The organism is Kineococcus sp. AC630, from assembly GCF_979255925.1.
Genome location: NZ_CEEDMJ010000001.1, coordinates 257528 through 279021 on the forward strand (window position 1 = coordinate 257528; position 21494 = coordinate 279021).

Consider the following 21494-nt stretch of genomic DNA (forward strand, 5'->3'; position numbering starts at 1 on the left):
CGTGACCGACCTGCGCTACCCCAACGCCGTCGTCCACTTCGGTGTCTTCTTCCAGGGCGTCAACCACAGCACCATCTGGTCGGACCCCCGCAGCGGATCCCAGATGCACCACTCGACCTTCACGCAGTTGATCCGGACCGCCGAACGCGGACTGTTCGACGCGTTCTTCCTCGGCGAGGGTCTCCGCCTGCGCGAACAGCGGGGCAGGATCCACGACCTCGACGTCGTCGGGCGACCCGACGCGTTGACCGAACTCGCCACGCTGGCGGGTCTGACCGACCGCATCGGTCTGGTCGCCACCCAGAACACCACCTACAACGACCCCGCCGACCTGGCCCGCCGCCTCGCGTCCCTGGACGTCCTCTCCGGTGGTCGCGCCGCGTGGAACGTCGTCACGACGGACAACGCCTGGACCGGGGCGAACTTCCGCCGGGGCGGCTACCTCGACCACGCCGACCGCTACGAGCGGGCCGAACGCTTCGTGAACCTGGCCCGACGGGTCTGGGACAGCTGGGACGGGTCGGAGTTCGCCCCCGTGGACTCCGACGACCGCTTCTTCGACGTCGAGATCGCCCCCACCGTCCCCCGCAGCCCGCAGGGTCATCCCGTGATCTTCCAGGCGGGCGACTCACCCACCGGCCGCGACTTCGCCGCCCGCTCGGCCGACGTGATCTTCTCCGCGCACGGGAGCGACCGCCACGACGCGCTGGCGTTCGCCGACGACGTCCGCCGCCGCGTCGTGGCGGCGGGTCGCCCCGAGGACGACGTCCTCACCTTCCCGGGGACCCAGATCGTCGTCGCCGACACCGAGGGCGAGGTGGAGGAGAAGGCCCGTTGGGTCCTGGAGCAGCAGGTGACCCCCGCGACCGCGCTCTCGCTGGTGGGTCAGGTGTGGGGCGAGGACCTGTCGGGCCACGACCCCGACGGCCCGTTGCCCGCGCACGACCCCGTCATCGCGGACATCGACGGGACCCGGGGCGCCGCGCGACAGGGTCACGACCCCCGGGCGATCGCCCAGGAGTGGCGCCGGGTGGCGGAGGAGAACAAGTTCTCGCTGCGCGAACTCGTGCTGCACACCTCGACCCGGCGCGGTTTCGCCGGTACGGCCTCGCAGTTGGCCGACGAGCTGACCCTCTGGGTGCGCAGCGGCGCCAGCAGCGGGTTCAACATCACGCCGTTCCTCGTCCCCAGCGGCCTGGACGACGTCGTGGACCAGCTCGTCCCGGCCCTGCAGGAACGGGGCGCCTACCCGACCGCGTACGTCGGGACCACGCTGCGCGAGCACCTGGGTCTGCGACCTCCGCTCACGCGTCGCCGCTGAGGAGCCCGCCGAGGTAGCGGGCGATGGCGCCGGGACCCGACACGGGGGCGACGGCCTCGACCGCGGGGTTGTAGTTCGTGTTGGTGTTGATGTCGTAGGTGACCGTCCGCCCGTCCGCCGTCTCGAGGAACTCGATGCCGGCGATCTCGATGCCGGCCGTCCGCAGCAGTTCCTCGTAGCGGCGGACGAGCGGGTGGTCTCCGGTGATCTCCGTCCGCAGCGCGAACGGGACCACGCCCGGCACCTCGCACGCGTCGGCGGGGCACAGTTCGAAGCTGCCCGCGGAGGTGTCCACGCGCACCGCGTAGACGAAGCGCCCGCCCACGAACTCGGCCCGGGTGACGAACGGTTCGGCCGAGCGGAGGAACTCCTGGAGCAGGGTGATCCCGTCGACCGGTTCCTCGAACTCCGGCGAGGCGACGTGGGCGTCGAAGTCCTCGTGGGAGTCGAAGCGCCGGACGCCGAGGCCCTTGCCGCCCTGGTTGTGCTTGGTGATGAACGGCACCTGCAGTTCCCGGGAGCGTGCCGCCAGGTCCCCTCGGCCGAAGACGGCCACGGTCCGGGGTACGTCGAACCCGTTGCGGCGCAACAGCGCGTGCTGGGCGACCTTGCTCACCTCGAGCTCGACGACGTGGGTCCCCCCGACGACCCGGCGGCCCCAGCCCTCGAGCCAGGCGAAGAGGGCCCGGGTGAACTCCTTGGTCTGCCCGTGACCGCGGGTGTGCGCGGACGCACTGAGCCGCGACCAGTAGACGCCCGGGGCCGGTTCGGCGTCGAGGTCCAGGGACCCGTCGGTCAGCAGGACCTCCTCGAAGGGGACGCCCTCGGCGCGCAGGGCGGCCTCGAAGGGCGGGAACCACTCGGGGTTCTCGTGCACCACGTGGACGCGCGGCTCGGTCGGGATGGTCATGCGTTTCCTCCTGGGTTCGTGACGGAGTTTGGCAACCGGTCTCCTCGTACGATAGTTTCACACCGTCCATCCAGAGCGACCGAGAGACCTGGCTCGTCGACGTCGCAGCAACCCCCTGAACCTTCAGACGCGGGTGCTTCCGCCAGGACCGATGGGAGTTCGCGCCGTGAAGGTACCCGAGAAGCGCTTCACACGTCGTCGCCACGTCGACCTCGGTCGACTGCAGTCCGCGGTGTGCGCGGGATCCTGATCCCCCGTCCGCTGCGGTGATCCCGCGGACGGAACCCGGCGTCGTCGTCGACGTGACCATCGGAGTTCCCCCGTGCCCTTCCCCACCCCCACCCGCGTCCGCAGCCTGTGCGTCGTCGGCGCGGGTCCTCGCACCCTCGTCCTGCTGCAACGCCTCGGTGCGCACGCCGGCCCCGAGGACCTCGACGTGCACGTCGTCGATCCCTTCGACTCCGGCGCCGGTCGCACCTGGCGGGAGGCCCAGGACCCCCTGCTGTGGATGAACTCCCGGGCCGCCGACATCACGGTGCTCCCGGACGACTCCGTCACCGGGCTGACCGGACCCGTCACCCGGGGGCCGTCGCTGGCGGACTGGATCCGGGAGAACCGGGCCGGACTGGTCCACGACGCCGCGGCCGCCGGTGAGGACCTGCTGCGCGAGGAGGTCCTGCGCAGCGGGCCGGGTTCCTTCGTCTCCCGCCGGCTCGCGAGCCGCTACCTCGGTGCGGCGTGGCGACGCACGCTCGACGGCCTGCCCCCGAACCTGCGGGTCCACCGCCACGCGCGCACGGTCCTCGACGTCCTCGACGGGGACGACGCGGACGACGGACGTCAGCGGGTGCAGCTCGCCGGCCCCGGGGAACCGCTGACCGTCGACGTCGTGCTGCTCGTCCAGGGACACCTGGACGTCCGCCCGGGTCCCCGCGAGCGGAAGCTGGAGACGTTCGCCCGCAGCCACGGTCTCGCCTACGTCCGTCCCGGCTACACGACCGACCAGGACCTGGACGTGCTGCGCCCGGGCGCCGACGTCGTCGTCGTGGGGATGGGTCTCGCCTTCGTCGACCTGGTGGTGCTGCTCACCGAGGGCCGCGGGGGCCGGTTCGAGGAACTCCCCGACGGCCACCTCCGGTACCACCCCAGCGGAGCGGAACCGCGCCTCTTCGCCGGTTCGCGTCGGGGGGTTCCCTACCGCTCGAAGATCGGGTACCCGGCGCCGACGGGCCTGGGTCTGCCCCACCACTACAGCGCGAGGGTCGTCGAGGAGCGGTTCGGGAGCGCGGAACTCGATCTGCGCTCGGACCTCTGGCCGTTGATCGTCAAGGAGATGGCCGGGGCGCACTACCGGGAACTGTTCCGCACCCACCGGGAACGGACCGTCCTGGCGCCCGCCGAGTTCGACGCCCGGTTCGCCGGGTCGCCCTGGGGCAGCGCGGAACTGGACCACCTGGTGGAACGCGCCGTGCCCGACCCGCGCGACCGGTTCGACGTGACCGCACTGGACCGGCCGCTCGAGGGCTGGTGGGGGACGTCGGGGGACGAGGTCCACGAACGCGTCCTGCGCCACCTCGAGGACGACCGGGAACGACGGGCCGACCCGGTGCACTCCCCGGACGCGGCCGTCCTGGCCGCGCTGCTGTCCGCGTACGTGGTGACCCTCGGCCTCCACTCCGCGGGCCGGTTGAACGCACGATCCACGGCGCTCGACCTCGACGGCTGGTGGCACGGGTTCTTCAGCTACGTGGCCAGCGGTCCCCCACCGGAGCGGTTGCGGCAGATGTCGGCCCTGGCCCGCGCGGGGGTCCTGAGGTTCCTCGGGGCCGACGTGCACGTCGAGCCGGACCCGGAGGCCGGCGTGTTCGTCGCCTCCTCGGCCAGTGGTCCGCACCAGGTGCGGGCACGGGGTCTCGTCGAGGCCCGGTTGCCGGTACCGGACCTGGAGCGGACCTCCGACGTCCTGCTCACCCGGTTGCGCGAGCGCGGTGAGGTCCGGGCCCACGAACTGGTGGACGGCGAGGTGCGGTGGTCCAACGGGCGCCTCGTCGTCGACGGAGGCGGGCGCCTGGTGCAGGCGGACGGCTCCGTCCACCCCCGCCGTTTCGCGACCGGCGCCTGGGTGGCCGGTGAGGCGGCGGCCGCTGCCTTCGCCCGACCACGATCGAACGCCGAACTCTTCCGACGCAGCGACCGCCTGGCCGCGGAACTGCTCCGTGCTGCGGGTTCCGTCCCGACCGCACGACGACCTGTCGAGATCCGCAGCGAACTCCCTGGAGAACGAGGACGATGAGCGAGACCACCCGACCGACCCGGGCACCGGCGCCCGTGCTGACCGTTCCGCCCGCGGTCAGGGTCCTGCCCGCCCGTCACCCCTGGCGCTGGGTCGCCACCGCCGTCGTGGCGGTGCTCGCCGCGATGGCGGTCCACGCGCTGGTCGCGAACCCCGTCTGGGAGTGGCCCACGGTGGGTCGGTTCCTCTTCTCCGCCACGATCCTGCGATCGCTGTGGTTCACGGTGGAGCTGACGCTCGTGGGGACGGCGATCGGCCTGGTCCTGGGGACCGTGCTGGCCCTCATGCGCATGTCCGACAACCCGCTGCTCACCGGGGTCAGCTTCACCTACATCAGCGTCTTCCGCTCGGTGCCGCTGATCCTGCAACTGCTCTTCTGGTACAACCTCGCGATCCTCTACGAGCGGATCGGCGTCGGGATTCCGTTCGGCCCGCAGTTCTGGTCGATCGGGACCCAGGACCTCATCGGCCCGGTGACCGCCGCCTGCCTCGGGCTCGGGTTGCACCAGGCCGCGTACTTCGCCGAGATCGTCCGGTCCGGGTTCCTCGCGATCGACCCCGGTCAGCGGGAGGCCGCGGCCGCGCTGGGGATCCCCCGGGGGCGGCAGTTCTGGCGGATCCAGTTGCCGCAGGCGTTGCGCATCATCGTCCCCACCACCGGGAACGAGATCATCGGGCTGCTCAAGGGGACCTCGGTCGTCTACGTCATGGCGCTGCCCGAGCTCTTCTACCAGGTGCAGGTCGTGTACTCCCGGACCGGCAGGGTCATCCCGCTGCTCGTGGTGGCCGCGGTCTGGTACTTCGTCCTGACCAGTGCCCTCTCGGTGCTGCAGTGGTTCGTGGAACGCCACTACGGACGGGGCAGTTCCCGCTCGCAGGACGACCTCCCCCTGGTGGTGCTGGTCCGCCTCGTCCGCGGTGCCCGCGCCCGCCGCCTGGAGGCCTCGCGATGAGCACGTCCACCCCGCCCCGTCCCGTCGTCCGGCTCGAGGGGGTCCACAAGCGGTTCGGCGCGCTCGAGGTGCTGCGCGGCGTCGACCTCTCCGTCGCCGCCGGCACCGTCACCGTGGTGCTCGGTGCCTCCGGGTCCGGCAAGTCGACGCTGCTGCGGACCATCAACCACCTGGAGAAGGTGGACTCGGGCATCGTCGAGGTCAACGGCGAACTGATCGGCTACGAGCGGGCCGGGAACCACCTGCGCGAACTCCACGAGCGCGAGGTGCTGCGCCGGCGTTCGCACATCGGGTTCGTCTTCCAGCACTTCAACCTCTTCCCGCACCTGACGGTGCTGGAGAACGTCGTGGAGGCGCCGGTCTCGGCGCAGAAGCGCCGCCGGTCCGCCGTCGAGGTCGAGGCCCGGGCCCTCCTCGCCCGCGTCGGACTCGCCGACAAGGCCGACGAGTACCCCCGGCGGTTGTCCGGCGGTCAGCAGCAGCGGGTCGCGATCGCCCGTGCTCTGGCCCTCGAACCCTCCCTGGTGCTGTTCGACGAACCGACGTCGGCCCTCGACCCCGAACTCGTCGGCGAGGTCCTCGACGTCATCCGCGACCTGGCGGCCTCGGGAACGACGATGGTCGTGGTCACCCACGAGATCGGTTTCGCCCGCGAGGTCGCCGACCGCGTGCTGTTCATGCACGACGGCGTCGTCCTCGAGGAGGGAACTCCCACCGAGGTGTTCGACCACCCCCGTCACGAACGGACCCGTTCCTTCCTCGCGAAGGTCCTCTGACCACCCCGTCCCACCCCGTCCCACCCGCGACCCGGCGACCCGCCGGACCGCCCTGTCGGCCTGCCCGGTGCAGACCGCGACCCCGAGGAGAACCCTGTGATCAGCCGTCGAACCTGGATCCTGTCGCTGGCCGCGAGCCCGCTGGTGCTGGCCGCGTGCGGGAACGGGACCGACCCCGCCGCCGTCGCCGTCGCCGCCACCGAGGGTGCGGTCGACACCAGCCCCGAGCAGAGCGGTCGCACCACGGTCGAGGCCGTGCCGGAGATCGCGGCGACCGTGCCGCAGGAGATCCGCGACCGCGGCACCCTCGTCATCGGCACCACGGCCGACGGCAACCCGCCGCTAGGTTTCCGTGCCGACGACGACACGACGGTCATCGGCATCGAGCCGGACATCGCCCTGCTCGTCGCCGGCGTCCTCGGGCTGGAGCCCGATCTGCGGGCCACCTCGTGGGAGAACCTGTTCGTCTCCATGGACTCGGGTCAGTTCGACGTGGGGTTCTCGAACATCACCGTCACCGAGGAACGCAAGGAGAAGTACGACTTCGCCTCCTACCGCGTCGACACCCTCGCCTGGGAGGTCGCGAAGTCCTCCGGCACCACCTCGATCCAGGAGCCGAAGGACGTCGCCGGGCTGACCGTCGCGGTCGGTTCGGGCACCAACCAGGAGAAGGTGCTCCTCGACTGGGACGCCCAGAACACGGCGGCCGGTCTGGAACCGGTGACGATCCAGTACTACGCGAAGTCGACCGACGTGTACCTCGCACTGAAGTCGGGGCGCATCGAGGCGTACTTCGGCCCGAACCCGACCGCGGCCTACCACGTGCTCGTCGCCGGCGAGACGAAGATCGTCGGCACCGTCCCCGGCGGTGGCACGATCCAGGCCGACATCGCGGCGACGACGAAGAAGGGCGACGGACTGGTCGACGCCCTGGCCGCTGCGCTGAACCACGTCATCGAGAGCGGCGCCTACGCGAAGACCCTCGCACGCTGGAACCTCGCGAACGAGTCCGTGCCGACGTCCGAGATCAACCCGCCCGGGTTGCCGAAGACCGACTGATCCGAGGAGAGCACCGTGGTTCTGCGAGTTCCGGTCCCCCGCACCGGTACCCCCGTCCTGCAGGTGCGCGGCACCGTCGAGCACGGCGACCAGCGCGGTCGTCTGCTCGGCTTCCCCACCGCGAACGTGGCGCTCGACGGGGACGGCCCACCTGCTACGCGGACGGGGTGCGACTGCTCGAGGCGTTCCTCCTCGACGTCAGCCTCGACCTCTACGACCGCGAGGTGCTGGTCTCGCTGCACCGCCACCTGCGTCCCCAACTGGCGTTCTCGGGATCGGCCGAGCTCGTGGAGCAGATGCACCGCGACGTGGCGGCGACCCGGGAGTGGGCCGCCGCCACGGTCGGTCGCTGACGCCGCCCGGAGGGCCGGCCCACGGGTGTGGAACGGGCGGAGGAGGCGCTCAGGAGGCAGAGTCAGCGGGGTGAGGACCACCAGCACCCCGCCGACCTCCCCCGCCCTCCCCACCGAGGCGGACCTCGCCGCCGCGGCGCACCGTTCCGACCCGCTCGCGGACGCCCTCGCCGACCGGGTCCTCGCCGACCCCACCGGCTGGCGGCGCTTCGACGAGGCGTTGCGCCACGGCGCCGACAGCGCCGTGGACCCCGCCGTGCACGACCTGGTGCTCGACCTCGAACGCACCTGCGCCGCAGCCGACGACGAGGTCCTGGACGAGGCGGCCGAACCGACCTTCACGGCGTCGATGGGCGTCCACGTCTTCGACGTCGGGGCGGGAGCGCTCATCAGTTCCTACCGACCGCCGACGACGTCCACGATCCTGGTCCGGACGGGGCGGCTCCTGGGGGAGAACGCGCACGCCCGGCTGCTGGAGACGGCGCAGTGGCTGACGGCCGCGTCGCTGCCCGGCGGGACCCGCCCCGGCCGACGGGGTTTCGTCTCCACCGCCCACGTCCGCCTCGGCCACGCCGTCGTGCGGCGCCGCGTCCAGCGCGAGGACCCACCCGCGGACGGGACCGTCCCGATCAGCCAGCTGGACCAGCTCCGCACCTGGCTCGACTTCACCTACGTCGCTCCGCAGTCCGCCGCGGTGCTGGGCATCGACCTCACCCCCGCCGAGTACGCGCGCTTCCTCCGGTTCTGGCGCCACCTCGGAACGCTGCTGGGGGTCGAACCGGGCCTCACGGCGGGGGTGGTCGACCTGGCCGGTGCGCGCACCCTGCACGACCGGATCGACGCCCGTACCGCAGTGCCCAACGACGACGCCCGCACCCTCACGGCCTCGGGCCTGACCGTGCTGGCCACCACGCTGGCCGAACTCACCCCGATCCCGGCGCTCGTGGCGACCCCCCTCGTCGAGGTCGTCTCCCGGGCCATGCAGGGCGACCCGCTCGCGGACGCGCTGGGCATCCCGCGACACCCGGTGCTGAGCCGGGCGGTGCCGGTCGTCGCCGCGGTGCAGCGGGCCCGCCGCAACCGGCTGCGGGGCAACCCGACGGCGTGGGCCGCGGCCATCGCGCGGAACACCGCCGCCAACCGGGAGTTCCTCGACGCCGGGTGACCCCGGATGACGCCGCACGTCCCGGGAAGCACCGCGGGCGCGGGCGCGTTCTCCTCTTCGACAACCGGCTCGACAGGACAGGAGCACTCCGTGGCAACCGTCGACGACCTCGTGGTCACCCACGACGAACAGGCCCACCGCTGGGAGGGCCGCCTCGACGGCCAGGTCGTGGCGTTGGCCGACTACGTCCCGCAGGGTTCGTCGATCGCGATGGTCCACACCGAGGTCGTCCCGGCCCACGAGAACGAGGGACTGGCGACGAAGGTCGTCGACGCCGCGCTGGCCGACGTCCGGGCGCGCGGGTTGCGCGTCGTCCCGGCCTGTTCGTTCGTGCGGCTGCACGTGCGGCGGCACGCCGAGGAGTACGCCGACATCCTGTGAGAGCGCCGACCACGGGAGGATGTGGCCCGTGACCCCCGATGCGCCCCGTCGACGTGCCCGCAGGTCCCGTCCGGACGGGCCGGTGACCCTCGACGACGTGGCCCGCGAGGCCGGGGTCTCGTTGGCGACGGCCTCACGTGTCCTCAACGGCAGTTCCCGGGTCGTCGGGGAGGCGCTGCGCGAACGCGTGCACGCCGCGGCCGCGCAGCTGGACTACAGCGCCAATGCGCAGGCCCAGGCGATGGCCCGGGGTCGCTCGGGGGTCGTCGGTCTCGTCGTCCACGACATCGCCGACCCGTACTTCTCCTCCCTCGCCGCCGGGGTGACGGCCCGGGCCGAGGCGTCCGACGTCATCGTCACCCTCGCCGTGACGGGAGGCGATCCCGTGCGGGAACTGCAGCACGTCGCCACGCTGCGGCGGCAGCGCGTCCGGGCCGTGCTGCTGGCCGGGTCGCGCTGGGCCGACGAGGAGTCGACGGACGCCCTGCGCGCCGAACTCGACGCGTTCCGCGCCAGCGGGGGGCAGGTGGCGGCGGTCACCCAGGACGTGCTCGGCGTCGACACCGTCCTCATCGACAACGGCGGCGCGGCGCGGCGTCTGAGCGAGGCCATGGTCGGGATCGGCTACCGCGAGTTCGTGCTGCTGGAGGGTCCCGAGGACCTGCTGACCGCCCGGGAGCGGACGGCGGGGTTCCTGGCCGGGCTGAGAGCGTACGGGATCGAACCCGTCGCTCACCTGGCGGGCCCGTTCACCCGCGACGGGGCCTACGCGAGCACCGAGGAGTTCCTGGCCCGCGGTCCGCTCCCCCGGGTGGAGGGGCGTCGTCCGCTCCTGATGGCCGCGAACGACGTGATGGCCGTCGGTGCCCTCGCGGCCGCCCGCGACGCCGGCGTCGACGTCCCCGCGGACCTCGCGATCTCGGGTTTCGACGACATCCCCACCCTGCGCGACGTCGCCCCCGCCCTCACCACGGTCCGGTTGCCGTTGCGGGGCATCGGCGAGGCCGTCTTCGACCTCGTCGTCGCCGACGGGGACGGGCCGCTGCGCCAGGAACGGTTCGAGGGCGAGGTCCTCGTCCGCGCCAGCACACCGCCACAGACGTGACGGTGTGCCGGCGGGGTCCGGCCTGACCCGTCCGACCGGTCAGACGGGTCCGAGGTGGCGCGTCAAAGCATGCCCGCCGCGGCGGACACGACCTTCTTGGCGGCGTCGGCCGGGGTGCTGCGCCCGAAGATCTGCTCGGTCGCGATCGTGGAGTAGTCGGTGCTCCACGACGACGCGTTGGCCGGGGTCACCTGCGGCGGGTCGACGAGTTCCGGGGTGATGGCCTGGGTGAACTCCAGGGCGATCTTGGCCTGCGGGTCCAGGACCGGCTTGATGTCCTCCTGCACCGACGGGATCGCCGGGACCCCCCGCTCGGTGGTGAGGATCTTCGTCGCGGCGGGGTTGGTGAGCACGAAGGAGACGAACTTCGCCGCGTTCTCGCTCTGCTTCGAGCGGGCGGAGATCGACCAGTACATGGACGCCTTGTTCACCATCTTCGGGGACTCCCCCGCTGCCTTGGCGGGCAGCCGCAGCAGCTTCAGCTCGTTGCCGCTGGCCGCCGCGAACGCCGAGATCTGCGTGTGGAAGAGCAGGTGGAACGCCGCCCGGTTGGTGGCGAACAGCGAGGCGTCGAGCGCGGCGGTCGAGTTCTCGCTCTGCATCGCGGCCGGCGGGGTCGCCCCGGAGGCGATGAGGGCGTCGGCGTACTCGAAGAAGTTGGTGACGGTCGCCTCGTCGGCGGGCTTCTCGTCGTCGCGGGGAAAGACCTCCTGGCCGCGCTGGCGGGCCCAGACGGCCACCTCGTTGGTGCCCACCCCGAACCCGTCGAAGCCGAAGACGCCCTGGGCGCTCAGCTTCGAGGAGATCTGGGTGGCGAGGTCGGCGAACTCGTCCCAGGTCCACTTGGTGTCGTCCGGCATCGCCACGCCGGCCTGCTCCAGCAGCTTCGGGTTGACCCCGAAGGAGTAGTTGCCGGTGCCGATGGGAGCACCGACGAACGTCTTGTCCACCATGCCGGTGTCACGCATCTTCTCGTCCATCGCCGACAGGTCGAGCTGGCCGGAGACCGAGCCGAGGTCGAGCAGGGCGCCCCGCGTCCCGTAGGCGGCGATGTAGGACTCGTCCATCTGGATGACGTCGGGCGAGTCGTTCGCGGCGGTGCCGGTGGCGAGCTTGTCCCAGTAGGAGGTCCACTCGGAGTTCTCGACGGTGACCTTGATGCCCGGGTTGGCCTTCTCGAACTCCGCCACCGCCTGCTGGGTGAGCTTGAGCCGGGAGTCGTTGCCCCAGGTCGAGACGCGCAGGGTGCCGCCGCCCCCGGAGGCCTGCGAACCGCCGGAACTACCGGGGGCGCAGGCGGCGAGGGCGGCGAGCGACCCGACGGCGGCGAGGCCGGTGACGGCCTGGCGCCGGGACGGACCCCGGTGCGGGGTGGGAGAGGTGTTGGTGTCCGCGTGGTTCATGTCAGCGAGGCCATTCTCGTCGAAGGTGCGCGGGTAGGAGCGGTCGTGCGAACGGTCACTTGCCACCGGTGGTGGAGATCCCCTTGACGAGGAAGCGCTGACCGAAGAGGAACACCACGAACAGCGGGACGAGGGTCACGATCGACATCGCGAACATCGCTCCCCAGTTGCTGCCGCTGGTGGCGTCGAGGAACTGCTTGAGCGCGACCGGAACGGTGTAGGCGTTCGGGTCGGTCAGGTAGATCAGGGGGGTGAAGAAGTCGGACCAGGTCCAGATGAACGTGAAGATGGCGGTGGTGGCCAACGCCGGCCCCATCAGCGGGATCATCACGCGCAGGAAGATGCGGCCGTGGCCGCAGCCGTCGATGCGGGCCGCCTCGTCGAGCTCCCGCGGGATGCCGCGGATGAACTGCACCATGAGGAAGATGAAGAACGAGTCGGTGGCCAGGAACTTCGGCAGGATCAGCGGGACGAACGTGTTCACCCAGCCGAGGTTGTTGAACAGGATGTACTGCGGCACCAGGACGACGTGGACCGGGACCATCACGGTGATGAGCATGACGGCGAACCACAACGTCTTGAACCGGAACCGGCAGCGGGCGAAGGCGTAGGCGGCCATGGAGCAGGCGAAGAGGTTCCCCGCGACGGCACCGACGACCACGATCGCGGAGTTCACGATGTAGTGGCCGAAGGGCTGCGCGAGGGCCGTCCAGCCACCCGTGTAGTTGCTGGTGATCAGGTCGTTGAGCCACAGCCCGGGGGTCCGGAAGATGACGTCCGTGGGCCGGAACGAGGACACCAGCAGCCACAGCAACGGGTAGATCATGATGATGCTCACGGCGATCAGCACCAGGTGCTTCACCGCCGAGCGGGCGTTGCGGGACGCACGTCCCGCACCTTCCACGGGCTTCGGCCTGTGGGTCGCGACCTCGGGAGAGGCTGTCTCCTGCAGCTCAGTCATCGTAGAACACCCAGAACTTCGAGAGGAGGAAGTTGACGGCGGTCAGGACACCGATGATGAGGACCAGCAACCACGCCATCGCCGCGGCGTAGCCCATCTGGAACTGACCGAAACCTTTCTGGTACAGGTACAACGAGTAGAACAGCGTGGAGTCCGCCGGACCCCCGGTGCCACCGGAGACCACGAAGGCCTGGGTGAACGACTGGAACGCGTTGATCAGCTGCAGGACGAGGTTGAAGAACACGATCGGCGACAGCAGCGGCAGGGTGATCCGGCGGAACCGGGTCCAGCGGCTGGCACCGTCGACGGCGGCGGCCTCGTGGTACATGACGGGGATCTGGCGCAGGCCGGCCAGGAAGATGACCATCGGCGAACCGAACGTCCAGACGTGCAGCAGGATGATCGTCCACAGCGCGTAGCTCGGGTCGGAGACCCAGCCCGTCGTGGACTGGATGCCCACGGCTCCCAAGACCTGGTTGACCAGGCCCTCGGTGCCGAACATCTGGCGCCACAGCAGGGCGATGGCGACGGAACCACCCAGCATCGAGGGCAGGTAGAAGATCGAGCGGTACAGCGCCAGACCGCGCATCCCGCGGTCCAGGACGATCGCCACGGCCAGGGCGAACCCCAGCTGCAACGGCACCCCGACGACCACGTAGATCAACGTGACCTTCAGCGAGTGGTGCAGCCGCGAGTCGGTGAGCATGTCGACGTAGTTCTGCACGCCGATCCACTCCGGCGGCTGCAGCAGGCTGTACTTCGTGAACGAGAGGTACAGGCTGGCCAGCATCGGGCCGATGGTGATGACCACCAGGCCCAGGAACCACGGGGCCAGGAACAGGTACGCGGCCTTGTTGTCGCGGCTGTTCTCGCGCCGCAGGGCGGCCTTCTCCTCACGGGTCCGGGGCCGTCCGTCCTTGGCGGTCCGGATGTTGGAGAGCTCGGAGATCGCGCTCACCGCGGCGGCCTTCCGCCGTGGGGTCCATCGAACATGGGAACCACCTTCTCGGTCGTCGTTGAGTCGAGGGGGTGTTGCGGGTGGAGACTACGCCGGGGCGGAGCGAGCGGAACCCAGCCGCGCCGAGACCTGCTGGGCGGGAAGCCCGCCGTCGAGGCTGCGGTAGAACTCCAGGTCGGGGGTCAGGTCGGAGCGGGCGATGCTGGTGCCCCCGAGAGCCGACGCGTAGAGCGCCGTCACGAACTCCATCGTCGGACGCGTGCTGGCCAGGGTCGTGGCGTGCGGGCGACCCGCGAGCAGGTCGTCCACGAGTTCGTCGATCTGCGCCGCGTGCTGCGAGGGCCGGTCCGCCCCCGCCGACGCCGTCCACACGTCGGTGACCCCGTCGCCCCCGGCGGAGTTCCCACCGGCGAGTTCCGGATCGCTCCCGTTGGCGGCGACCCGGTCGGCGCCCGGCAGCGGGAACCACGACCAGTCCGCGTCGGAGTAGCCGTAGAGGTGCTCGACCTCGAGGGTCCCGGCCGTGGTGTCGATCCGGATGCGGCTGACCTCCCTGGGCGAGAGCAGGCTCGTCACGACCGAGGCCAGCGCACCGTTGGCGAAGGTGACCGTCGCCGTCGCCACGTCCTCGAACTCGACCGGACGGGCGATGCGGGCGGCCGTGGCGTTCAGCGTCGTCCACTCCCCCATGAGGTGCAGCAGCAGGTCGATCTGGTGGATGCCGTGCCCGAGGGTGGGACCACCCCCCTCGCCGGCCCAGTTCCCCCGCCACTCGGGGTCGAAGTAGCTCTCCGGGCGGTACCAGAGCGTCTCGCACACGGCGACGCGCGGGGTGCCCAGCGAGCCGTCGGCCAGCAGGCGGTGCGCCCGCTCGGCCCCGGACCCGTGCCGGTGCTGGAAGACGACGTAGACCGATGCCGTGCTGGCCGCCTCGGCCTGCGCGATGAGGTCCATGTCGGCCAGGTTGACCGTCGGGGGTTTCTCGAGGAGGACGGAGACGCCGAGCTCCAGCAGGGCGATGGTCGTCGCCGTGTGCGTTCCCGGTGGCGTGCAGACGGAGACGAGCTGCACGTCCTGGGCCACGAGGTCAGCCAGGCTGTCGCACGCGACCGCGCCGAACTCCTCGGCGAACCCCTTGGCCGACGCGGGGTTCACGTCGTGGGCGGCCACGAGCTCCACCCGGGGGTTGGCCGTGTAGGCCCGCCCGTGCGAGCGGGCGATGCCACCGCAGCCCACGACACCCACGCGCAGGGTCGATCGTCCGGCGCTCACGCCGCGAAACCCTTCAGCGTGGCGTCGCGTTGCGCCGTGATCGCCAGGCGCATCACCTCGAACGTGTGCCGCTGCGGGCAGGCCGTCTCGGTGCGGTGGCGCACGTCGTGCACGAGCGCCGGGTAGTACGGGAGGTCGACGTCGGAGCAGTCGATGCGTTCGGTCGTGCTCCCGTCCACGAGGAAGAGGTGGTCGCCCCCGTCGCGTCCGGCGAGGTCGACGTACTTGCGGAGTTCGATGAACCCCTCGGTACCGAGGATCGTCGTGCGCCCGTCCCCCCAGGTGGGCAGACCCTGGGGCGTGTACCAGTCGACGCGCACGTAACCGTGCGCGCGTTCGGCGGCCAGGGTCAGCTCGCCGAAGTCCTGCATCCGGGGCGAGTCCTCGTGCGTGTAGTTCGCGACGGTGCTCGCCACCACCTCGGCGGTCTCGGACCCCGTGTAGAAGAGGAACTGGTCGATCTGGTGGCTGGCGATGTCGGTGAGGATCCCGCCCGTGCGGTCCCGGTCGTAGAACCACGCCGGCCGCCCCGCGCCCCCGGCGAGGTGGGCGCGGTCCCCCTCGCGGTGCGGACCCAGTCCGATGGTCTGCACGACCTGCCCGATGCGACCCGCCTGCACGAGTTCGCCGGCCTTCACCGCGCACCGGACCTCGAAGCGTTCCGAGAACGTGACCGACCAGAACCGGCCGGACTCCGCCACCGCCTTCTCGACCTCGTCGAGCTGCTCGAGGGAGATGCAGCCGGGTTTGTCGGCCACGACGTCCTTGCCGTTGCGCAGGGCCGTCACGGCGATCGGCCCCCGCCGGTCCGGGACGGCGGCGGTGACGATCAGGTCGACCGAGGGGTCGGTCAGGAGCTGGTCGGGGTGTTCGGCCCAGGGGACGTCGGGCCAGCGTTCGGCGACGCCGCGGGCGATCGCGGCGTCGCGGTCGTCCGTGGCGAGACCCACGAGTTCGCAGCCCTGCGCGAGCAGGCCCGCGATCTGACCGAACGCGTGGGCGTGGTCGAGCCCGACGGCCGCGAAGCGCACGGGCCGGTCTTCAAGAGATGTGCTCACCGTTGACCTCATCTGTGGAAGCAGTGCGGACCACGAAAGTGATCGATAATCTTCGTTGACTTCGAGTACTGTAGTTATCGATCACTTCGGGTGTCAACGATGACGCTCGACAGATCGACCACTCGATCCGCAGCACCTCCCGAGAGGCTGACCATGACCCAGGAGATCTCGCCGGTGCGCAAGCGGGCGACCATCTACGAGGTCGCGGCCCTGGCCGGCGTCTCGCACCAGACGGTGTCGCGCTACCTGCGCAACAACGGCGGCCTGAAACCCGCGACGACGGAGAAGGTCGCGGCGGCCATCCAGGAACTCAACTACCGCCCCAACCTCATCGCCCGCTCGATGCGGACCCGCCGGACGGGACGGGTCGCGTTCCTGCTGCCGACGACCACGGCCACCCCCGCCCTCCCGCTGCGGCTGATCTCCGAAGCGGTGGGTGTGGCCCACGGCGCCGGCTACACCATCGACCTCATCGGTCGTGAGGGGTCGGCGGGCGAGCAGAGCGAGCGGGTCCAGGAGATCGCCGACTCCGGCGAGTTCGAGGGGATCCTCGCCCTCGGCACGGGAACGCAGGCGCCCACGCCCACGTCGGCCACCCCCGTCGTGACCATGTCGACCTACGACGCGGAACTGCGCGGCACGGGCGCCCTCGCCGACGGCACCGCCTGCGGGGAGATCGTGCGGATGCTGGTGGGTCTGGGACACCGGCACTTCCTGCACGTCAGCGGCCCGCTCACCTACACCTCGGCGCGCAACCGCCGCCAGACCTTCCTGGACGTCACCGCCGAGCTCGGGGTCGAAGCCACCGTCTTCCTGGGCGACTGGCAGGGCGAGTCGGGCTACGAGGCCATCGCCACCCTCCCCCGCGACAGCCCCGTCACCGCCGTCGTGGCGGGCAACGACTACTCCGCCATGGGCGCCATCCGCGCTGCGACGCAACGGGGGTGGCGGGTCCACCGCGACCTCAGCGTGTTCGGCTGGGACGACAACGGGTTGGGTCGGTTCTGCACGCCGACCCTCTCGACCGTCGCGAACGACCTCGAGCGCCAGGGCCGGGAGGCCATGGAGCGGTTGATCGCCCTGATGCGCCACGAAGAACCCCCGGCAGCGGACCCCCGGTCGCTGCACCGGGTCCTGCCGCGCGAGTCCGTCGGGGTGGCGCCGACGAGACGTCCCCGCCTCCGCGCCGTCCCGCGCTCCTGATCAGTTGAACCAGTCGAGGGGCGAGGAGGACAACGGGCGCCAGTCCGGCGCCCCGCCACCGAGGACCATCAGGGCCGCGGCGAAGGCGATGAGCAGCAGCACGCCGATGGCGACGCCCGTCTCGCGCTCCCCGCGCAGGGTGCTGCGGACGGCCTTGCGCGCGCCGCGCTGCAACGACCGGCCACCGGGGCCGTGCCAGGCCACCAGCGTCCCGGCGAGACCACCGAGGGCGAGGGTCCAGGAGCTCTGGTAGTCCAGGGCCGCTCCCCGCCCGAAGGTCCCGACGATGAAGACGACGCTGATGCCCACCAGCAGCGGGATGATCGCCGAGAACACCGTGGAGACGGCTGCGCGGAACGCGTGCCACGGGGTGGCCGCACCCACGGCGAGGGCGTCGGTCGCCCGGGGGCCCGCCTCCCACCGACGACGGAACAACCCCGCCGCCGCGCGGTCCACGGTGCGGGCGACCGTGCCGCCCACCAGCGAGACGACCACGGCCGTGGCGGGCGCGACCGCGAACACGCCGACGAGGGCGAGCAGCGCGGCGAAGATCGTCCACGAACGTTGCGGGCGGGCGGGCTGACCGTTCGTCCCCGTCGGCGCCTGCGCGGCGGGCTGCGCGTTCGGGTACGGCTGGTTCGGGAACTGCTGGTTCGGGTACGGCTGGCGGTTCACGACCCCGGGACCGGGCACGGTGGGGATCCACCCGGGCGGGGCCTGCTGCGCCGGCGGGTAGGTCGGCGCGGGCGGACGGGCGAAGGGCGCCGTCGGCGGTGCGGGCTGCTGCGGCGGCAGGACGGTCGTGGACTCCGCGGGCGCCTCCCGGTGCGGCGCCGGGGCCTGCACGCGCGGCAGGGCCGCGGTCTCGTCGGCGATCAGCGACTCGAACCGTGACGGCGGCGCCGCCGGGCGGGAGGGGTCGGGAGCGGGGACGGCCGTGGTGGCCGCGACCGGATCGACGCGGCCCTGGCTGCCCGTCGTCGCGCCGTCGAGCGCGCGCAGCAGCGCGTCCGGGTGCGGCCGGTGGGCGGGGTTGACCGCGAGCGCCGCGAGGATCGGGCCGCGCAGGTCGGCGGGTACGGCGGAGAGGTCGACGTCGGCGCGGCGGACGCGGTCGAGGACGACCTCCATCGGGCCGGACCCGTAGGGCGGGCGACCGCTGGCGGCGTAGGCGACGGTGGCGGCCCAGCCCCACCAGTCGGTGGCCGGGGAGACGAGTCCACCGGCGACGACCTCGGGCGAGAGGTAACCGGGGGTCCCCATGACGAGGCCGGTGGAGGTGAGCCGGACGTCGTCGGCGACGTGGGCGATGCCGAAGTCGATGACGACGGGGAGGCCGTCGAGGAGGAGGACGTTGCTGGGCTTGAGGTCGCGGTGCACGACGCCGGCCGCGTGGATGGCGTGCAGGGCTTCGGCGAGGCCGTGGCCGAGGTCGCGCAACCGGCTGCCCTGCAACGGTCCCCGGGTCTGGACGACGTGCTCGAGGGAGGGGCCGGGCACGTAGCGGGTGACCAGGTGCGGCCACTGCCCGTCGACGTCGGCGGAGAGCACCTCCGCGACCCGCGGCGAGCGGACGCGTTCGAGGGTGGACACCTCGCGGGCGAGGCGCTGGCGGGCCTGCGGATCGGCGGCGATGTGGGGCTTGAGGACCTTCAGCGCCACGGCGCGGTGCTCGTCGTCGAGTCCGAGGTAGACGATCCCCATGCCGCCCTGGCCGATCTCGCGGTCGAGGCGGTACCTGCCGAGCTTGTCACCGGGTGAGGGCGCGTAGACGTGCGGACGCCACGTCTGCTGGGGGGTCTGCTGGGGGGTCTGCTGGGGGGTCTGTTGGGAGGTGTGCTCGACGCGGCGCCCCTCGACCACGCCGTCGGGGCCACCCGCGCCGGGCCCGACGGCGCGGGTCCGCGCGTCGCCGGAGGAGTGCGGGTAGGGGGTGACCACGCCCCCACGGTACGGCAGGGACAGGCTCCGGCCAGGGTGTGCACCGCTCCTCCACACGGTGGTGACCGGCCGGTGATCGCGATCACGACGAGTGTTCCGGCCCGGGTCCCGGTAGGGTCCGGTGAAGAGCAACCCACGAGGAGGATCACCCCATGGCCGGCGATTACGACCTGGTGGTGGTGGCCAACCGGCTTCCCGTCGACCGTGTGGAGGAACCGGACGGCTCGACGTCGTGGCGCCGCAGCCCCGGCGGTCTGGTGACCGCCCTGGAACCCGTGATGAAGCGCGAGGACGGTGCCTGGGTGGGCTGGGCGGGGACGCCCGGGGACCCACCGGAGCCCTTCGACGCCGAAGGGGTGCGCTGTGTGCCGATCGGTCTGTCGGCCGAGGAGGTCCAGGACTACTACGAGGGCTTCTCCAACGGCACGCTGTGGCCGCTCTACCACGACGTCATCGTCGCGCCGGGCTACCACCGCAGCTGGTGGGAGGCCTACGTGCGCGTCAACGAGCGCTTCGCGGAGGCCACCGCGGCGCAGGCCGCGGAGGGTGCGACGGTCTGGGTCCAGGACTACCAGCTGCAGCTCGTCCCCCGGATGCTGCGTCGACGTCGCCCGGACCTGTCCATCGGGTTCTTCAACCACATCCCGTTCCCGCCCTTCGAGATCTTCGCGCAGCTGCCGTGGCGCAAGGCGATCATCGACGGCCTGCTCGGCGCCGACCTCATCGGCTTCCAGCGGGCGGCGGACGCGAACAACTTCACCCGGGCCTGCCGTCGCGCCTCCAACCTGCCGGCGCGTTCGGGCCGGATCCGGCTCGACGCCGAGGGCGGGCGCGAGGTGCGGGCGGCGTCGTTCCCCATCTCCATCGACTTCAACGCCCTGGACGAACTCGCCCAGCGCGAGGACGTGAAGGCCCGGGCCGCGGAGATCCGCCGCGACCTCGGCAACCCCGAGCACGTCCTGCTGGGAGTGGACCGCCTCGACTACACCAAGGGGATCCTGCACCGCCTCAAGGCGTTCGAGGAACTCCTGGACGACGGCGGGGTCAGCGTGGAGGAGGCCTCCCTCATCCAGGTGGCGACGCCGTCGCGCGAACGCGTCGAGCAGTACATCCAGCTGCGCCAGGACGTCGAGGTCACCGTCGGGCGCATCAACGGGACGCACGGGACCATCAAGAACACCGCGGTGCACTACCTGCACCACTCCTACGGCCGGGAAGAGATGGCGGCCCTGTTCCTGGCGGCGGACGTCATGCTCATCACGGCGTTGCGCGACGGCATGAACCTCGTCGCGAAGGAGTACGTGGCCGCCCGCCACGACGAGCGCGGGGTGCTGGTGCTGAGCGAGTTCACCGGCGCGGCCGACGAGCTCGGGCAGGCGTTGATGGTGAACCCGCACGACATCGACGGTCTGAAGGACGCGATCGTGCGGGCGTTGCGGATGTCGCCGCGGGAGGCGGGTCGCCGGATGCGGGCGTTGCGCCGTCGGGTCGGGGACCACGACGTGCAGCGCTGGGCGGCGTCGTTCCTGCAGGCGTTGGCCGAGCACCGCACCACCGAGGCGTCGGAGTCGGTCGCCGCGGCGGCCGAGGGGGCGGTGTCGTGAGCCCCTCCCCCGAGGTCCTGACGTCGCTGCGGGAGTTCGCCGCCCGCGGCCGCGTGCTGGTGGCCCTGGACTTCGACGGGGTGCTCTCCCCCCTCGTCGACGACCCGTCGGCCGCGCGGCCGCTGCCGGAGGCGAGCGCCGCGCTGGAACGCCTCGTCGCGAGCACGGACGTCGCCCTGGTCTCCGGTCGCGACCTGGACGACCTGCGGGCGTGCGCGGACCCGCCGGCCGGGGTGGTCCTCGTCGGGGGTCACGGGACCCAGAGCTCCCTCGAGGGTGCCGCCGGCGGTCAGAGCCTGAGCGGGGCGGAGACCGATCTGCTGCAGCGTCTCGGGGCGGCGCTCGACGAGATCGCCGCCGGGCGCGACGGGGTGCACGTCGAGCGGAAACCGATGTCGGCGGTGCTGCACACCCGGCGCGCCTCCCGGCCCGACGCCGAGTCCGCGACGCAAGCGGCTCTGGCCGGACCGGCGACGTGGGACGGCGTGCACGCGTTGCGCGGCAAGGAGGTCGTCGAGCTCGGGGCGGTGGAGCTGGGCAAGGGCGCGGGGCTGCTGCGGTTGCGCGAGCGGCTCACCGGCGAGGGCCCCGCGATCGAGGCGGTGCTGTTCGCGGGCGACGACGTGACGGACGAGAACGCGTTCACCGCCCTCTCCCCCGAGGGCGGGGACCTCACGGTCAAGGTCGGTGACGGCGAGACCGCCGCGGTCCTGCGGGTGGGCTCGCCGGTCGAGGTGGCCGAGCTCCTGGGTGCGCTGGCGGACCTGCGTTCCTGAGC

General features: G+C 71.8%; 19 protein-coding genes and 1 riboswitch. Of the genes, 12 read left to right on the forward strand and 7 right to left on the reverse strand.

Annotated features, from left to right (window positions below; translation table 11 throughout):
* Position 1: 1 nt before the first annotated feature.
* On the forward strand, positions 2 to 1321 hold the full coding sequence (locus AC0I8G_RS01220) for an NtaA/DmoA family FMN-dependent monooxygenase (RefSeq protein WP_471728342.1): 1320 nt from the start codon (positions 2 to 4) through the stop codon (positions 1319 to 1321).
* On the opposite strand, the gene AC0I8G_RS01225 is transcribed toward AC0I8G_RS01220, so the two are convergent.
* Positions 1305 to 2231, reverse strand: a complete 927-nt coding sequence (locus AC0I8G_RS01225) for an ATP-grasp domain-containing protein (RefSeq protein ID WP_471728343.1) — start codon at positions 2229 to 2231, stop codon at positions 1305 to 1307. The two genes, AC0I8G_RS01220 and AC0I8G_RS01225, sit on opposite strands and share 17 nt — an antisense overlap.
* A gap of 63 nt (positions 2232 to 2294) precedes the next feature.
* Positions 2295 to 2389, forward strand: a riboswitch (SAM riboswitch).
* Between the two features lie 164 nt (positions 2390 to 2553).
* On the opposite strand from AC0I8G_RS01225, the gene AC0I8G_RS01230 reads away from it, so the two are divergent.
* The 8 genes from AC0I8G_RS01230 to AC0I8G_RS01265 all read left to right on the forward strand — a co-directional run bounded on the left by AC0I8G_RS01230 (position 2554) and on the right by AC0I8G_RS01265 (position 10316).
* On the forward strand, positions 2554 to 4524 hold the full coding sequence (locus tag AC0I8G_RS01230; protein WP_471728344.1) for an FAD/NAD(P)-binding protein: 1971 nt from the start codon (positions 2554 to 2556) through the stop codon (positions 4522 to 4524).
* Positions 4521 to 5477 carry an amino acid ABC transporter permease gene (locus tag AC0I8G_RS01235; RefSeq protein ID WP_471728345.1) on the forward strand — a complete coding sequence of 319 codons (957 nt, stop codon included), beginning with the start codon at positions 4521 to 4523 and terminating at the stop codon, positions 5475 to 5477. The genes AC0I8G_RS01230 and AC0I8G_RS01235 overlap by 4 nt, the downstream gene beginning before the upstream one ends.
* Positions 5474 to 6253 (forward strand): amino acid ABC transporter ATP-binding protein, encoded by a 780-nt coding sequence (locus AC0I8G_RS01240; RefSeq protein WP_380259217.1) that lies wholly within the window; start codon positions 5474 to 5476, stop codon positions 6251 to 6253. Before AC0I8G_RS01235 ends, AC0I8G_RS01240 begins: the two co-directional genes overlap by 4 nt.
* Positions 6254 to 6349: 96 nt before the next feature.
* Entirely contained in the window at positions 6350 to 7312 is a 963-nt protein-coding gene (locus AC0I8G_RS01245) for an ABC transporter substrate-binding protein (RefSeq protein ID WP_471728346.1), read from the forward strand.
* A gap of 167 nt (positions 7313 to 7479) precedes the next feature.
* A complete protein-coding gene (locus AC0I8G_RS01250; protein WP_471728442.1) occupies positions 7480 to 7665 on the forward strand; it encodes a riboflavin kinase in 186 nt (61 codons plus the stop codon).
* Positions 7666 to 7735: 70 nt separating this feature from the next.
* Entirely contained in the window at positions 7736 to 8830 is a 1095-nt protein-coding gene (locus AC0I8G_RS01255) for an oxygenase MpaB family protein (protein ID WP_471728443.1), read from the forward strand.
* Positions 8831 to 8920: 90 nt separating this feature from the next.
* Positions 8921 to 9211 carry a GNAT family N-acetyltransferase gene (locus AC0I8G_RS01260; protein WP_380161109.1) on the forward strand — a complete coding sequence of 97 codons (291 nt, stop codon included), beginning with the start codon at positions 8921 to 8923 and terminating at the stop codon, positions 9209 to 9211.
* A gap of 19 nt (positions 9212 to 9230) precedes the next feature.
* A complete protein-coding gene (locus tag AC0I8G_RS01265; RefSeq protein WP_471728347.1) occupies positions 9231 to 10316 on the forward strand; it encodes a LacI family DNA-binding transcriptional regulator in 1086 nt (361 codons plus the stop codon).
* Between the two features lie 62 nt (positions 10317 to 10378).
* Here the strand turns inward: AC0I8G_RS01265 and AC0I8G_RS01270 are convergent, their stop codons facing one another.
* From AC0I8G_RS01270 to AC0I8G_RS01290, 5 genes are all read right to left on the reverse strand, one after another.
* On the reverse strand, positions 10379 to 11719 hold the full coding sequence (locus AC0I8G_RS01270) for an ABC transporter substrate-binding protein (RefSeq protein ID WP_380260938.1): 1341 nt from the start codon (positions 11717 to 11719) through the stop codon (positions 10379 to 10381).
* A 55-nt stretch (positions 11720 to 11774) separates the two neighbouring features.
* Entirely contained in the window at positions 11775 to 12680 is a 906-nt protein-coding gene (locus tag AC0I8G_RS01275; RefSeq protein ID WP_471728348.1) for a carbohydrate ABC transporter permease, read from the reverse strand.
* Positions 12673 to 13638, reverse strand: coding sequence for a carbohydrate ABC transporter permease (locus AC0I8G_RS01280; RefSeq protein WP_380260934.1), 966 nt, complete (start codon positions 13636 to 13638; stop codon positions 12673 to 12675). The genes AC0I8G_RS01275 and AC0I8G_RS01280 overlap by 8 nt, the downstream gene beginning before the upstream one ends.
* 87 nt (positions 13639 to 13725) lie before the next feature.
* The gene (locus AC0I8G_RS01285) at positions 13726 to 14910 is read right to left on the reverse strand and encodes a Gfo/Idh/MocA family protein (protein ID WP_471728349.1); all 1185 of its coding nucleotides are present in this window, start codon (positions 14908 to 14910) and stop codon (positions 13726 to 13728) included.
* Complete coding sequence (locus AC0I8G_RS01290; RefSeq protein ID WP_471728350.1) at positions 14907 to 15968, reverse strand: Gfo/Idh/MocA family protein; 1062 nt, start codon at positions 15966 to 15968, stop codon at positions 14907 to 14909. The genes AC0I8G_RS01285 and AC0I8G_RS01290 overlap by 4 nt, the downstream gene beginning before the upstream one ends.
* A gap of 153 nt (positions 15969 to 16121) precedes the next feature.
* Between AC0I8G_RS01290 and AC0I8G_RS01295 the strand changes: the two genes are divergently transcribed.
* Positions 16122 to 17171 (forward strand): LacI family DNA-binding transcriptional regulator, encoded by a 1050-nt coding sequence (locus AC0I8G_RS01295; protein WP_471728351.1) that lies wholly within the window; start codon positions 16122 to 16124, stop codon positions 17169 to 17171.
* Here AC0I8G_RS01295 and AC0I8G_RS01300 read toward each other — a convergent pair whose 3' ends face one another.
* Positions 17172 to 19112 (reverse strand): serine/threonine-protein kinase, encoded by a 1941-nt coding sequence (locus AC0I8G_RS01300; protein WP_471728352.1) that lies wholly within the window; start codon positions 19110 to 19112, stop codon positions 17172 to 17174. It lies immediately after the preceding gene.
* 152 nt (positions 19113 to 19264) lie between these two features.
* Here AC0I8G_RS01300 and AC0I8G_RS01305 point away from each other — a divergent pair, with 152 nt between their 5' ends.
* Both AC0I8G_RS01305 and otsB read left to right on the forward strand, forming a co-directional pair.
* The gene (locus tag AC0I8G_RS01305) at positions 19265 to 20716 is read left to right on the forward strand and encodes an alpha,alpha-trehalose-phosphate synthase (UDP-forming) (protein WP_471728353.1); all 1452 of its coding nucleotides are present in this window, start codon (positions 19265 to 19267) and stop codon (positions 20714 to 20716) included.
* Positions 20713 to 21492, forward strand: a complete 780-nt coding sequence (otsB, locus tag AC0I8G_RS01310; protein ID WP_471728354.1) for a trehalose-phosphatase — start codon at positions 20713 to 20715, stop codon at positions 21490 to 21492. Before AC0I8G_RS01305 ends, otsB begins: the two co-directional genes overlap by 4 nt.
* Positions 21493 to 21494: the final 2 nt, after the last annotated feature.